At 37.7% G+C, this 13,966-nt stretch carries 13 protein-coding genes; 4 read left to right on the top strand and 9 right to left on the bottom strand.

Annotated elements, in window-relative coordinates; genetic code table 11:
- Positions 1–142 precede the first annotated feature (142 nt).
- The 7 genes from CRS_RS19555 to CRS_RS19525 form a co-directional block, all read right to left on the bottom strand.
- On the bottom strand, positions 143–1,384 hold the full coding sequence (locus CRS_RS19555) for an MFS transporter (protein ID WP_142725635.1): 1,242 nt from the start codon (positions 1,382–1,384) through the stop codon (positions 143–145).
- Between the two features lie 73 nt (positions 1,385–1,457).
- Positions 1,458–3,023 carry a ribonuclease Y gene (gene rny / locus CRS_RS19550; RefSeq protein ID WP_172617113.1) on the bottom strand — a complete coding sequence of 522 codons (1,566 nt, stop codon included), beginning with the start codon at positions 3,021–3,023 and terminating at the stop codon, positions 1,458–1,460.
- 229 nt (positions 3,024–3,252) lie between these two features.
- Positions 3,253–3,540 (bottom strand): cell division protein ZapA, encoded by a 288-nt coding sequence (locus CRS_RS19545; protein ID WP_077415090.1) that lies wholly within the window; start codon positions 3,538–3,540, stop codon positions 3,253–3,255.
- Positions 3,540–3,932 (bottom strand): hypothetical protein, encoded by a 393-nt coding sequence (locus CRS_RS19540; protein ID WP_228451302.1) that lies wholly within the window; start codon positions 3,930–3,932, stop codon positions 3,540–3,542. The genes CRS_RS19545 and CRS_RS19540 overlap by 1 nt, the downstream gene beginning before the upstream one ends.
- Before the next feature lie 46 nt (positions 3,933–3,978).
- Complete coding sequence (locus tag CRS_RS19535; RefSeq protein ID WP_142725633.1) at positions 3,979–4,761, bottom strand: porin family protein; 783 nt, start codon at positions 4,759–4,761, stop codon at positions 3,979–3,981.
- Positions 4,762–4,764: 3 nt separating this feature from the next.
- Positions 4,765–5,496, bottom strand: coding sequence for a bifunctional demethylmenaquinone methyltransferase/2-methoxy-6-polyprenyl-1,4-benzoquinol methylase UbiE (gene ubiE, locus CRS_RS19530; RefSeq protein WP_002980528.1), 732 nt, complete (start codon positions 5,494–5,496; stop codon positions 4,765–4,767).
- 3 nt (positions 5,497–5,499) lie between these two features.
- Entirely contained in the window at positions 5,500–6,069 is a 570-nt protein-coding gene (locus CRS_RS19525; protein WP_142725632.1) for a hypothetical protein, read from the bottom strand.
- A 101-nt stretch (positions 6,070–6,170) separates the two neighbouring features.
- Between CRS_RS19525 and CRS_RS19520 the strand changes: the two genes are divergently transcribed.
- Positions 6,171–7,238: a 3-oxoacyl-ACP synthase III family protein gene (locus tag CRS_RS19520; protein ID WP_002980530.1), complete on the top strand. Its 1,068-nt coding sequence runs from the start codon at positions 6,171–6,173 to the stop codon at positions 7,236–7,238.
- A 65-nt stretch (positions 7,239–7,303) separates the two neighbouring features.
- The gene (locus CRS_RS19515) at positions 7,304–8,509 is read left to right on the top strand and encodes a metallophosphoesterase (RefSeq protein WP_142725631.1); all 1,206 of its coding nucleotides are present in this window, start codon (positions 7,304–7,306) and stop codon (positions 8,507–8,509) included.
- 168 nt (positions 8,510–8,677) lie between these two features.
- On the opposite strand, the gene CRS_RS19510 is transcribed toward CRS_RS19515, so the two are convergent.
- Both CRS_RS19510 and CRS_RS19505 read right to left on the bottom strand, forming a co-directional pair.
- Positions 8,678–9,430 carry a polysaccharide deacetylase gene (locus tag CRS_RS19510; protein WP_142725630.1) on the bottom strand — a complete coding sequence of 251 codons (753 nt, stop codon included), beginning with the start codon at positions 9,428–9,430 and terminating at the stop codon, positions 8,678–8,680.
- 84 nt (positions 9,431–9,514) lie between these two features.
- Positions 9,515–10,480 (bottom strand): NAD-dependent epimerase/dehydratase family protein, encoded by a 966-nt coding sequence (locus tag CRS_RS19505; protein ID WP_142725629.1) that lies wholly within the window; start codon positions 10,478–10,480, stop codon positions 9,515–9,517.
- Between the two features lie 201 nt (positions 10,481–10,681).
- Here CRS_RS19505 and ggt point away from each other — a divergent pair, with 201 nt between their 5' ends.
- On the top strand, positions 10,682–12,370 hold the full coding sequence (gene ggt / locus CRS_RS19500; protein WP_142725628.1) for a gamma-glutamyltransferase: 1,689 nt from the start codon (positions 10,682–10,684) through the stop codon (positions 12,368–12,370).
- A 185-nt stretch (positions 12,371–12,555) separates the two neighbouring features.
- Positions 12,556–13,836, top strand: a complete 1,281-nt coding sequence (locus tag CRS_RS19495) for a dicarboxylate/amino acid:cation symporter (RefSeq protein ID WP_142725627.1) — start codon at positions 12,556–12,558, stop codon at positions 13,834–13,836.
- Positions 13,837–13,966: the final 130 nt, after the last annotated feature.

Genomic DNA, 13,966 nt, shown 5'->3' with positions numbered 1-13,966 from the left:
TTTTTAGTTACTTTCCAAAGTTAAACAAATATTAATTACACGCAACAAAAATTAGTATAAAAATTAATAATTTATTGATTCTAACGTAATTATTATATTCAAAATAAGTAATCCTTTATTTTCATTTTTTAAACAGTTTGAATTACTCTGTAAATTCAAGGTCTCTGTTATGGGTTTCAGAAATGGTAAGCGAGGAATAAAACGCCAGCCCAAAAACCACTGCTCCTACTATTGCAGCACTTTCCACCACCGGAAAATGACCTTTCAGGGAATCAAAAGCCAGAATCATGACCGGTACAAGCCCTCTTACCATATTCGGAACAGTTGTGGTTGCTGTATTTCTGATATTGGTTCCAAACTGTTCTGCTGCCAGTGTCACAAACATAGCCCAATATCCTGTTCCAAAGCCAAGCCATACACAAAACAGATAATATTTCATTTCTGTATCAGTATTTCCAAACAGCATGATGACTACTCCGATCAGTGTAAAGATCAGCATGTAAACGATCGCCATTTTACGGGATTTTAGAGCATGAGAGATAAAACCGCTCAGCAGATCCCCTGCAGAAATACCTATATAAGCCCACATAATTGCTTTTCCGGGGTTGATATCCTTTATTCCCATTTCTGGGGCAAACTGATTGGCTAAAACCGCCAGAATCCCTATACAATACCACGTGGGTAATCCTACCGCAATACATTTTAAGTATCGTATCAAGCGATCTTTATTCGTGAAAAAAGAAAGAAAATTCCCTTTGGAGACGTTTTTATGTTCAATATTCTTGTAAATTCCGGACTCAGATACGCTGATTCTCAACAGTAATAACAGGATGCCCATTACTCCACCGATAATATAAGAAATGTTCCATCCACCAGCAAGTTCTACTGTAAGCTGAGCTACTACAGCTCCCATTAATCCAAACCCGGCAACAACTGAGGTTCCTATCGCTCTCAAATTCTTCGGCAGACTTTCAGAAACCAGCGTAATTCCTGCTCCAAGCTCCCCGGCAAGCCCAATACCAGCAATGAACCTCAAAACGGCATATTGGTACACTAAATGCTCTTTTGGGAAATAAGGCAGAAAACCACAGGCAATATTGGCTAAAGAGTATACCAGAATAGACCCGAAAAGTACGGAAAGTCTTCCTTTTTTGTCTCCGAAGATTCCCCAGAAAACACCTCCGAGAAGAAGCCCTACCATCTGGCAGTTCAGAATAAAGGTTCCGTCCGCATCCGGATTGAGGCCCAATGCTTTTAAACTGGGTATTCTGACAATTCCAAATAAAAGGAGGTCATAAATATCTACAAAATAGCCAAGGGCAGAAATGATAACGGGAATAGAAAAAATGTACTTCAGTTTTGAAGACAAGGACAATTCTTGCATTTTTAAGTTTTGATAAAAATAAAAAACCTTTCAATTTCTTGAAAGGTTTTTATTAAATATCTTTTTCTGATTATTATCTGGCAATATTTACAGCTCTCGTTTCCCTGATTACGGTTACTTTTACCTGGCCAGGATACGTCAGTTCATTCTGAATCTTCTCAGAAATATCATAAGAAAGCTGAGAAGCTACTTCATCATTTACTTTTCCGCTCTCTACCATTACTCTCAGTTCTCTACCCGCCTGGATCGCATAGGCACTGGATACTCCATCGAAGCTTAATGCTGCAGATTCAAGATCTTTCAATCTCTGGATGTAAGACTCCAATACCTGTCTTCTGGCTCCCGGTCTTGCTCCTGAAATGGCATCGGCAACCTGGATGATTGGTGATAATAATGATTTCATTTCAATTTCGTCGTGGTGCGCTCCGATTGCGTTAACAACTTCCGGATTTTCACCATATTTCTCAGCCCACTGCATTCCTAACAATGCGTGTGGTAATTCTGATTCCTGCTCAGGAACTTTACCGATATCATGTAAAAGACCTGCTCTTTTTGCTAATTTTACATTTAATCCTAATTCAGCAGCCATAGTCGCAGCGATGTTGGCTACTTCTCTTGAGTGCTGCAGTAAATTTTGTCCGTAAGAAGAACGGTATTTCATTCTACCTACGATTTTGATCAGCTCAGGGTGTAATCCGTGGATTCCTAGATCAATGATTGTTCTTTTACCTACTTCAATGATTTCCTCCTCGATCTGCTTTCTTGTTTTTTCAACAACCTCTTCGATTCTTGCCGGGTGAATTCTACCATCAGTTACCAATCTGTGAAGGGACAGTCTTGCAATTTCTCTTCTTACCGGGTCGAAACAAGAAAGAAGGATCGCTTCCGGTGTATCATCAACGATGATCTCTACTCCTGTTACCGCTTCCAAAGCACGGATATTTCTACCCTCTCTACCGATAATTCTACCTTTTACCTCATCAGACTCGATGTTGAACACGGATACTGAATTTTCAATAGCCTGCTCGGTTCCGATTCTCTGAATCGTCTGAATAACGATTTTTCTCGCTTCATTTTTGGCATTCATCTGAGCTTCTTCCATGATGCTCTGAACATGTGCCTGTGCTCTTGTTTTCGCCTCAGCTCTCATGGTTTCTACCAATTCTGCTTTAGCTTCTTCAGCCGTATAGTTGGAGATTTTCTCAAGTATTTCTACTTTCTTAGTTGTTGCAATATCCAATTCCTGCTGTTTTCTTTCCAGAATTTCATTCTTCTTAGCGTAGTCTGCAATCTGCTTGTCTAAATCTTTTTCAAGTTTTCCAGTCTTGCTAAGCTCGTCATTCAGTTTGTGTTCCTTGTCTTTGATTCTTTTCTCAACCTCCTGCATTTTCTTTTCACGGGACTGAATATCTGCATCATGCTGTGATTTCAGCTCCAGGAATTTTTCCTTTGCCTGAAGGTTTTTTTCTTTCTTTATGGATTCAGCCTGTACATTAGCTTTTTCTATAAGGTTTTCGGCATTTTTCTTAGCATCATCTATGATGAATTTTGCTTTAGTATTCAGAGAACTTCTGGAAAAGAACATTCCCACGGCAGCCCCGATTACCAAACAAACAACACCGACTATAACTTCTATCATAATATATATTGAGTTTTAATTGTATTCATATCTAAATAAAAAAAGCCTACAATAATCCAGAGATTGAGAGTAAACTCCTAATCAACACGATTTGAACTGATTTCCACTGTCTGTAATCCGGAAGTCTGGCACGCCATTCAATGGACATTTGTTCGGTAATTGTTTAGCGTTGAGTTTACCTTTAATGTGTTAGAATTATTGTAGGCAGTAATTTTTCAGGAAAAAAAATCTATTTCCCGATTTCATTCAACGACTGATTAATCTGCGTTAATCTTTCGTTGGTAGAATTAATATTTTTCTCGTAGTTAAGAGAAACCACTTCTGCATTGGTCCCAAGTTTAAGGGCACACATTGCTAAAGCATCCTGTTTATCTCTTACATCGAAGTTCTGTTCAAAATCTTTAATCATATTCTCGATCTGCTTCCCTACTTTACGCAAAGTTTCTTCCTCTGCTGCCGGTACGTTCAGCGGATACACTCTTCCTGCAATGTTGACGGTAATTCTCCTTATCTCCATTATAATCCACTGTTTTGAAGCTGAGCAATACAGAAATCAATCTCTTTCACCAATCTGTTGATATGGTTTTTCATTAACCTATTGTGTTCAGGATTTCCTGATATTGCTGAATAAAGTTTTATATTTTTTTGTTCTTCTGCTAATACCTGATTTTTTCTTCTTTCCTCATCATATTTCTTCTTCAGTTCTTCATGCTCAATACTTAATTCTTTTAAATTTTCCGTAAGATTTTTATAGTTCTTCTGCAGAGTCGAAATCTTTCTCTCTAGTTCTGAAAAATTGTTTTCTAAATCTTGAAGCATTTCAGGTTTGTATATTCTAACTAAAAGCAAAAATAAAAAAATAATAACACTAACAAAAATAAAACGCTCTATATTTTGATATACTAACAAAAAAGGAGGTACTGATGCACCTCCTATGTATTTTTAATAATTTTTTTTATTCAAATTTCAGAACAAACATTACGGCTCTTGTCTGCAATGTAGAAATAGCAGAAGACCAGTAAGGAGGTGTAGTGGCATTATCAGCCACTTTTTCGTTGTTCATGAAGAATGTTCCTCTGATAGCGGGAGTCAGTTTGAATTTGTTGAAATAAAACTGAATTCCCATTTCTGCAGACCATGCAAAATTGTGGGTGGTAGATCTGAAAATCCCCTGCATGTTATCATCTGTAGAAGTTGCATTAGACTGAAGGTTTACTACATAGTTCACCCCTGCTGCAACATAGGGTCTTGAGTTGTACCATCTTTGTCCGTGAAGTTCCAAAAGTACCGGAATATCAATCAAAGTAGATTTAATTTCTCTTACTTTATCCTTTTCCTGTAAAGGGAATGGCATAAAGGGATCGTTGGTCAAAGATCCGCCTGCATAAATATCATTGGATTGAGTATTAAAAGTCAACTGTCTTTGTGCAAACTGTAAACCTGGCTCTATTCTTACGTCAAGATAGTCATTCAGTCTCCATTTTGCAATAAGCCCGGCACCGAAACTATAACTTTCCTTAGAGGTAACAAGGTTTTCATTATCATTCATCCCGTATTTCGGATGCAAAACAATGCGGTAATCCAGTCTGTTCCCGTTCAAATAAAACCCCCAACTGAATTTCTGTTCGTCGAAATCCTCCAACTTATCCATTCTGTTTCGGGTTCTGAATTGCGCGTTTGCAAAAACGGCAACATTTACTGAGGTTAAAACCAGTGCTTTTAATAGAAATTTATTCATAGGTTACTTTGTTGCTTTATAAATTGTGGCTATACCTAAACTTAATTTTTTATATTCAACTTTCTTAAATCCCGTATCTAAAAGAATTTGCTTCATCTTCTCCCCGAAAGGAAAAGCATTTACAGAATCCGGAAGGTATGTATATGCCCTATTATCCTTGGAAACCAGTCTGCCTATTGCAGGTAATATATTTTTGAAATAAAACATATAAAATGGTCCCATGAAACCCTCAACCTTTGAAAACTCCAGTATATAAACACTCTTGTTATCTTTAACTACTCTTCTTAACTCTGCCAAACCTTTGGTAAGGTTTTCAAAATTCCTAACTCCAAATGCAACGGAAACAGCATCAAATCTATTGTCCTCGAAGGGTAAATTTTCAGCATCTCCTTTTTGCATGGAAATTTTGCCGTCTAATTTAAGTTTTTTTATTTTAATAACGCCAACATTCAGCATTTGTTGTGATAAATCTAATCCAACTACTTTGGAACCGGTTCCTTTTTCAATGGTAATTGCAAGATCTCCCGTTCCTGTAGCCACATCCAGTACTTCCTGCGGATTATCATTTTTCATCCATTTTACCAGTTTATTTCTCCATAAAACGTCAATTTTCATGGATAGAACATGGTTCAGAAGGTCATACTTCGGTGCGATGTTGTCGAACATATCCTCTACCTGGCTTTTTTTTGTAGCCTCTGAATTGTAGGGAGTAACTTTGGTGATATCTTTTGTCAAAACTTAAAACTTGTAATATTCTTTGTAATAATTTAGGTAATCCTGCTTTCTGAAGATTTTGGATCTTGATTCCACTTTCTGGATATTTTTGATCAATTGATCATAGTCCTCATCTACATTGTAATAAAAATCTTCTGTATAAAGCTTATTGAAGCGTTTCGCTCCTCCGTAATAATCTTTTCCGTCAATAACCGTTTTATCAAGGGCTGCCAGTAATGAATCTTTTTTAAGGTTGTACCCGTAATACTGATCATTGATATAGTAATCCTGGTGTGTAATATTGATCAGACCACGAAGTTTATTCACTTCAAATGCTGAATCATAAAGCATTTTTTTATTCTGATCAAAAACCTGAATAGAGTTTTTCCCTTTATTCAGATCCACATGCACATACTGCCCCGCAGATATAATTCCTTCAGATCCGTTATTGATCTTGAAATAATAAGTGTTCGGGGTAGGATTATCTACAACATAATAATTCTTCTTGGCTAAAAAAAGGAAGTAGATCCCAAAGGCAACGATAAACGCCACAGCTGCAATAAGTAAGCCTTTTAAGGATGAGTTGTTTTTCATAGATTGTAAAGTACAATTTTTGCAAATTTAATAATATTTTTAATTCTCCGTTATTAATATTAATTATTAACTTTGCAACTTTAAAAAAATCATATAAACGAATGCCGAATACGATCATTATTGGCTCTGGATGTTATATTCCGAACAGAGTTATTGGTAGAGATTACTTCATGAATTCTGAGTTCTACACTGAAGACGGAGTAAAGATTGAAAAGCCTGTGGAAGAAACCATTGCGAAATTTGTAGAGATTACAGAAATCGAAAACAGGAGATTCATTGAGGATCATCTTTCCAACTCACAAATCGGTTATGAAGCTGCAAAAATTGCTCTTGAAGATGCAAAAGTAGACGGTGAGGATCTGGATTATATTATTTACGCAAGCAATTTCGGGGAGGTTACTGAACACGGATATGCTGATTTTATGCCTACCATGGCAGCGAGAGTGAAGAACAAACTGGGAATCAAAAACAGAAAGTGCGTAACCTACGATATGCTTTTCGGATGCCCTGGATGGGTAGAAGCCATGATTCTGGCAGATAACCTGATCAAAGCCAAGGTAGCCAAAACGATTCTGGTCATAGGAGGTGAAACCTTAAGCCGTGTAACAGATCCGCATGACAGAAACAGAATGATCTTTGCTGACGGCGCAGGAGCTGTAGTCGTAAAAGCAACAGATGAAGAAAATGTGGGAATTATCGCTCACAATACCATCTGTGACAATGGTCCGGAACTGAACTATCTTGAAAACGCTCCTTCCATCAATAAAGAAGTTGACCAGAGACGTCTGTATGTAAGAATGTTAGGAAGAAAAATCTATGAATACGCTCTGAAAAATGTACCGGTTGCCATCAAGGATACCATTACCGATGCCGGTCTTTCTATTGAAGATATAGACAAAATCTTAATTCACCAGGCAAATGCTAAAATGGATTATGCAATGATTGAAAGACTTCACAAGCTTTATGATGTGAAAGAATACGATCATGCCATCTCTCCTATGACGATCCAGGATTTCGGAAACACTTCTGTAGCAACGATTCCTACCATGTATGACTTAATAATTAAAGGAAAAATGGAGGGTCAATCGTTTAAAGAAAAAGGTAACATTGTGATGACTTCGGTAGGTGCCGGAATGAATATCAATGCTATCGTTTACAGATTTCCTTAATAATATTTAATAAACAAAAATATAAAGCACAGGGAAGTTATTCTTTGTGCTTTTTTTGATCAGACATGCAAAAGAATTTTTTAATTATCGCCGGAATCTTCCTGTTTTTGGAAGTATATATTTATCAGGCCGTCAGAACACTTACTGACAACCCGTGGATCAAAATCGGATATTGGATTATATCATTAGCCGTGTATGGAATCTTTGCTTATGAAGTCACCCATTACCAAAGATCAGACAGAAGCATGGTAAGGGCCCAGATCATGATTTCATTATTTTTGATTTTTATCCTTCCGAAAATTTTCGTGGTCCTGTTTTTATTGATTGATGACATCATCAGAATCGGAGGCTATCTGATAGGTTTTTCCCAACCTTCAGAAAACTTCTTCCCGGAAAGACGAAAATTCCTGAGTCTTGTCGGATTAGGAATGAGCGGGGTTCTTTCTGCTCTTTTCATAGACGGAATCACGTTTGGAAAGTACAGACATAAAGTCAGAAGGGTAAGAGTAAACTTTGCCAATCTTCCGAAAAGCTTCAAAGGCTATAAAATCATCCAGATTTCCGATGTTCATAGCGGAAGTTTCTCTGATCCCGGCAAATTAGAGCATGCTATTGAGCTGATCAATGAACAGAAACCTGATCTGGTCCTGTTTACCGGAGATATGGTGAATAATGTTGCCGATGAATTCAAACCGTTTATTCCTCTGTTTTCTAAAATCAAGGCTAAAGATGGCAAGTTTGCGGTCTTAGGCAATCACGATTATGGGGATTATGTAACCTGGGAATCACCTGCTGCCAAAAAGGAAAACCTCGACACACTGATTGGCTATGAAAAACAGGCTGGATTTGACATGCTGAGAAACGAGCACAGAGTTATTGAAAAAAACGGTGAAAAACTCTATATTCTAGGTGTTGAGAACTGGGGATTGAAACCATTTCCACAATTCGGAAAAATCGATGACGCTTTAAAGGATGTACCGGAATCTGCCACGAAGATCCTGATGAGCCATGACCCCACTCACTTTGATTATGTGGTAAAAAAACACCCTGCAAACATTCATTTAACCCTTTCAGGGCATACCCATGGAATGCAGTTTGGTCTGGATCTTAAAAACGTGAAATGGTCGCCAGTCCAATACAAATACCCAAAATGGGCCGACCTATATGAAAGCGAAGGAAAACTCCTGTATGTCAACAGAGGATTCGGAGTATTGGGATATCCGGGAAGAGTGGGTGTATTGCCTGAGATTACGCTTTTTGAATTGAGCTAGAGATGCAGGGCTCGGATACAGGTTATTGGTTGCTGGTTGTTTGGTTGCGAGTTAGTTTATTCCGGGTTACGTGCTACACACAACATCAAACATCAAACATCAAACATCAAACCTTAAACCCTTTACCTAATCCCTACAACCTGGCACCTGATATTTGCAACCTATCACCTAAAATATATAATCTTTCATACGGGAAGTAGCCATTTCCCTTTCATTGAGAAAAGTAAGGAGGGCATCTAATTTGTCCTCCATTTTTTTGCCCGAAAATAAGCTCCGGTAAAAAGGAATATCAAAACGGTATTGCTTGAAGTCCGTAAACTGCCATGCATTCAGGTAGATCAATACAAACTCTTCATTCTGCAAAGTTTCCAGCACCATATTCTGATAATATTTCATCGGCAGGATCTGGAACACAAAATCATTATAGGGAAGCTGACTGTAAGGAGAGATACTCTCTGGCACAATACTCAGCCCGTCTTCTTCTGTAATTTCCGTATCTCTTTTGAGTCTTTTGAATGGAAAAAGAATATTGGCATTATCAATATTAGAAACATAATTAAACTCCATCAGCTTCAAAATATCCTGTGGAACTTTCATATCTTTCTGGCGGATTCCCCTGATCTGTTTTTCCAGCAGATCCTGAATATTCTTTTTGGCATTTTCAATTTCTTCAGGATTTGAACCTTTATTATAAAAAGCAATTTCATGCCCTTTGGATGAAATTGCTTTTATTAAATTCTGAAGTTTTTCAGTAAGAGAAATCTCTACAAAAAAACTTGATTTGATATCATGAATATCTAAAATTCTAAGAATTGCTTTGGTATTATTTTCTATGATTTTCAATCGCTCTTCATCGGCAATCCGGAAGCCTTTTTTTACTTCAGCTTCAATACAAGTGATGTTAAACGTCAACAATACCATTTAAATTAAATTTTATATAAATATTTTAATACCTTAAAAATCAGATGTTAAAAACATTTTTATTTAAAGTATTACTTCACATTATTAATTCTTAGCTAATTTTACTTTCAGATTCTTGATCATATCTTTTGTCATTTCAGAAATCCCGAAGTCATACGTCAGCCCCCAGTCTTTTTTAGCTACTGAATCATCAATAGAAGCCGGCCAGGAATCTGCAATAGCCTGTCTGAAATCCGGGTTATAATCGATCGTAAAATCCGTAATTTCTTTCTTGATTTCTTCAGCCAGTTCTTTTGGGGTAAATGACATTCCACCCAGATTGTAAGAAGAACGAACCGTTAAACTTTCTTTTGGTGCTTCCATCAATTTCAAGGTGGCATTGATGGCATCATCCATATATAACATCGGCATTCCTGTATTCTCAGAAATAAAACTTGTATATTTTCCCTCTTCGATTGCTTTGTAGAAAATCTCAACGGCATAGTCGGTAGTTCCACCTCCTGCAGGAGTCTTCCATGAAATCAATCCCGGATACCTGATACTTCTTACATCTACTCCATATTTATCGAAATAGTATTCGCACCATTTCTCCCCCGCCATCTTAGAAATCCCGTAAACAGTTGTCGGATTCAACACTACATCCTGCCCCACATCATGCTTTGGAATTCCTTTTCCGAATACAGCGATTGAACTTGGCCAGAAGATCTTTTTAAGGAGTCCTTCTTTCGCCATTTCACAAAAATGAAGGAGTGGCTCAAGATTAAGTTTCCAGGCAAAAATAGGCTGCTTTTCCGAAGTTCCGGATAAAAGCGAAGCAAGGTGATACACTGTGGTGATATCATAATCTTTGATCACCTGTCTTACCAATTGTGTATTGGTGACATCCATTCTTTCATAATGTCCGGCAGAAGTAATCCCTTCCTGCCATCTGTCCAGTCCTGAAGCAACAACGTTTTCTGCTCCGTGGATTTCAACAAGTCTGTTTGTTAGTTCGGTACCAATTTGTCCAAGGGCACCTGTAATCAGTATTCTTTCCGTATAGGATTCCATTTTCAGATTTTTTTTAGAATTGTACAAAAGTAAAAAAAACATGTCAACCATAATAAAAAAGGTGTATTTAAAAACATTTCTCTGATAACCATCTTCATCTTCAATCAGATAATCTCAATGAAAGAAAAAACCAAATGCAATGATCATCAGGCTGTGATTCACTGAAAATTCAATAATTTTGTTTCAAGAAAAAACAATCATATGAAGAAGATTTTAATTGCTTCGATGCTGTTGGCAGCTCAGCTCAGCTTGGCTCAATTCACAGATATTAATATTATCAAAGAAGTACAGGTAAAAAATAAAGGAGTCGTCGTCTCTGCACATCCACTGGCCAGTGAAGCGGGAGCCAAAATCTTAAAGATGGGTGGAAATGCCTATGACGCTGTTACGGCAACACAGTATGCCCTTGCCGTTGTCTATCCACAGGCCGGCAATATTGGTGGTGGCGGATTTTTAGTAGGAGTAAAGAGTAATGGTGAAAAATTCACGCTGGATTACAGAGAAACAGCTCCGAAAAAAGCCTCCAGGGATATGTATATCGATAAAAAAGGAAAAGCAGATACTGACCTTTCTCAAAACGGAAGGCTGGCAGTAGGAATTCCGGGAAGTGTGGCAGGATTTTTTGCCACGCTGAAGTATTGTAAGCTGCCTATGGAAAAGATTATCCAGCCCGCCATTGATCTTGCAGAAAAAGGTTTTGCCATCACGGACAAAGAAGCAGAAATGCTGAATAACCAAAGAGAAAAATTTCAGAAGCACAATAAATCTTCCATCATTTTTGTAAAAGATACTCCATGGAAAGCCGGAGATCTTTTAATCCAAAAAGACCTGGCCGAGACTTTAAAACGAATCCAAAAATTAGGCGCAAAAGGTTTTTATGAAGGGAAAACAGCTGAGCTTCTGGTGGCTGAAATGAAAAGAGGCAACGGAATTATCACCCTGGAAGATCTTAAAAACTACAAAGTTGCAGAAAGAAAAGCTCTTGAATTTGACTATAAAGGAAATGATGTTGTCACCATGCCCTTACCATCAAGCGGCGGAGTTCTTCTTGCCCAGATGCTTAGAATGGCAAGTTTTGAAAACCTTGAAAAGTATCAGCAGAACTCGACAAAGGCTGTTCAGATCATGGCAGAAGCGGAAAGAAGAGCCTATGCGGACCGAGCTGAATATATGGGAGACCCTGATTTTATTCAGGACAAAACCTCTTATCTGATCTCTGATGAATACCTGAAAGGCAGATGGAAAAGTTTTAGTTTTGATAAAGCAACTCCAAGCGCAGAAGTTGGCAAGATCATAGAACAGCCTAAAGAATCAATGCAGACCACTCATATCTCTGTATTGGATAAGGATGGAAATGCTGCTTCAGTAACTACAACTCTTAACGGATACTACGGAAGTAAAGTTTTAGTTTCCGGAGCCGGATTCTTTTTAAATAATGAAATGGATGATTTCTCTATTAAACCAGGAGTCCCTAATATGTTTGGAGCAGTGGGCGGAGAAGCCAATTCCATACAGCCTAATAAAAGAATGCTTTCTTCCATGACTCCAACCATTATTCTTAAGAACGGAAAGCCCTATATGGTTGTGGGAACCCCCGGAGGAACAACAATTCCTACGTCGGTATACCAGTCAATTGTGAATGTTGTAGATTTTAAACTGAATGCCAATATATCAGTAAATGCACCGAAGTTTCACCATCAGTGGCTTCCGGAAACCATAACTGTAGAAAACAACTTCCCTGAAAGCACAATTTCTGAATTGAAAAGTAAAAATTATATCATAGAAAAAACAAAATATATCGGAAAGACAGAAATGATCGTTCTTGATGAAAACGGAAATATTCATGCAGTAGCAGACGGCCGTGGAGATGATTCTGTTGCCATAGAATAACTGACCTTAAGATATTATTACATTACGCTTCGGCTTCATTCCTGGCAGAGTAAAATCTGCAGAATGAAGCCGAAGTTTTTATATTTCCTGTAAAAGTGGCAGTAAAGATTCTTTTCAATGACTTTTGTCATGTTTTCAGATAAATTTCTTAATTTTCGCCCTTAAAAAAACAAAACGACTGTTCTTTGAAAGCAAAAAAAATATACAATCAGATTTATTTTCAAGTGATTATCGCCATTATTGCAGGTATTCTTCTTGGAAAATTCTATCCTGAATTAGGAGAAAAGATGAAACCGCTGGGAGATGGATTCATCAAACTGGTAAAAATGATTATCGCCCCGGTTATCTTTATTACCCTTACTTTAGGAATCGCCCATATGACCGACTTAAAAAAGGTAGGAAGAATTGCAATAAAGGCAATGCTTTATTTTTTCACATTCTCTACTCTTGCGCTTATTATCGGTTTATTTGTCGGAAATATTTTACAGCCTGGCCATGGTTTGAATATTGATCCAGCCACTCTTTCAGGTGATGTTTCGCAATATCAGGCGAAAGCCCATGAATCAACACTTACGGGTTTTATCATGAATATTATTCCCGAGACATTATTCAGTCCTTTGGTGGGTGATAACATTCTTCAGGTACTTCTCGTCGCCATTTTAATGGGCGTTGCTCTGGTACTTACCAAGGAAAAGAGTCAGAAAGTAACAGATTTTCTGCAGGACTTATCTACACCAATATTTAAGATTGTACATATGCTCATGAAACTTGCCCCGATAGGAGCTTTTGGAGCGATGGCTTTTACAATTGGTAAATATGGACTGCATTCTGTATTGAATCTTATATTTCTTGTCGGTACATTTTATATTACATCCATCCTTTTTGTAATTCTGGTATTGGGAGCAGTAGCGTGGTATAATGGGTTTAATATTTTCAAGCTTCTTTTCTACCTTAAAGAAGAGCTTCTCCTTGTTCTTGGAACCAGCTCGTCTGAATCTGCCCTTCCGGGAATCATGGAAAAACTAGAAAAAGCAGGCTGTTCAAAAGCTATTGTAGGTCTGGTTGTTCCTACCGGATACTCTTTTAATCTTGATGGGACCAATATTTATATGACCTTAGCCTCTTTATTCATTGCACAGGCATTAAATATTCATCTTCCTATTGAAAAGCAACTGATGCTGCTTTTGGTAGCAATGTTGAGCTCAAAAGGAGCAGCAGGTGTTACAGGCGCAGGATTTGTTACTCTTGCTGCAACACTGGCGGTAGTTCCAGAAATTCCGATTGCCGGAATGACCTTAATTCTTGGAATTGATAAATTTATGAGTGAATGCAGAGCCTTAACAAACGTTATTGGAAATTCTGTGGCAACAATAGTGGTAGCCAATTGGGAAAAGCAACTTGACAAGGATCAGTTTCATTATTGCCTGGATCATCCTCATGAAGTTGAGAAAAAGCTTGAAGTATAAACAGATCGCAGGTGACAGATTTTAGGTTGCAGGGATTATGGATTAAAGATAACTGTTTCGCATTGAAACAACTATTCAGATTTTTAATCTCTACTTTTAACCTGAAAATCTGATTCTTGTTCCTGAATTT

It is taken from the genome of Chryseobacterium sp. ON_d1 (assembly GCF_006829085.1).
In the GTDB taxonomy this organism is placed as follows: domain Bacteria; phylum Bacteroidota; class Bacteroidia; order Flavobacteriales; family Weeksellaceae; genus Chryseobacterium.
Note: the sequence above shows the minus strand (reverse complement) of the source record. Positions and strands in the feature narration are given on the sequence as shown.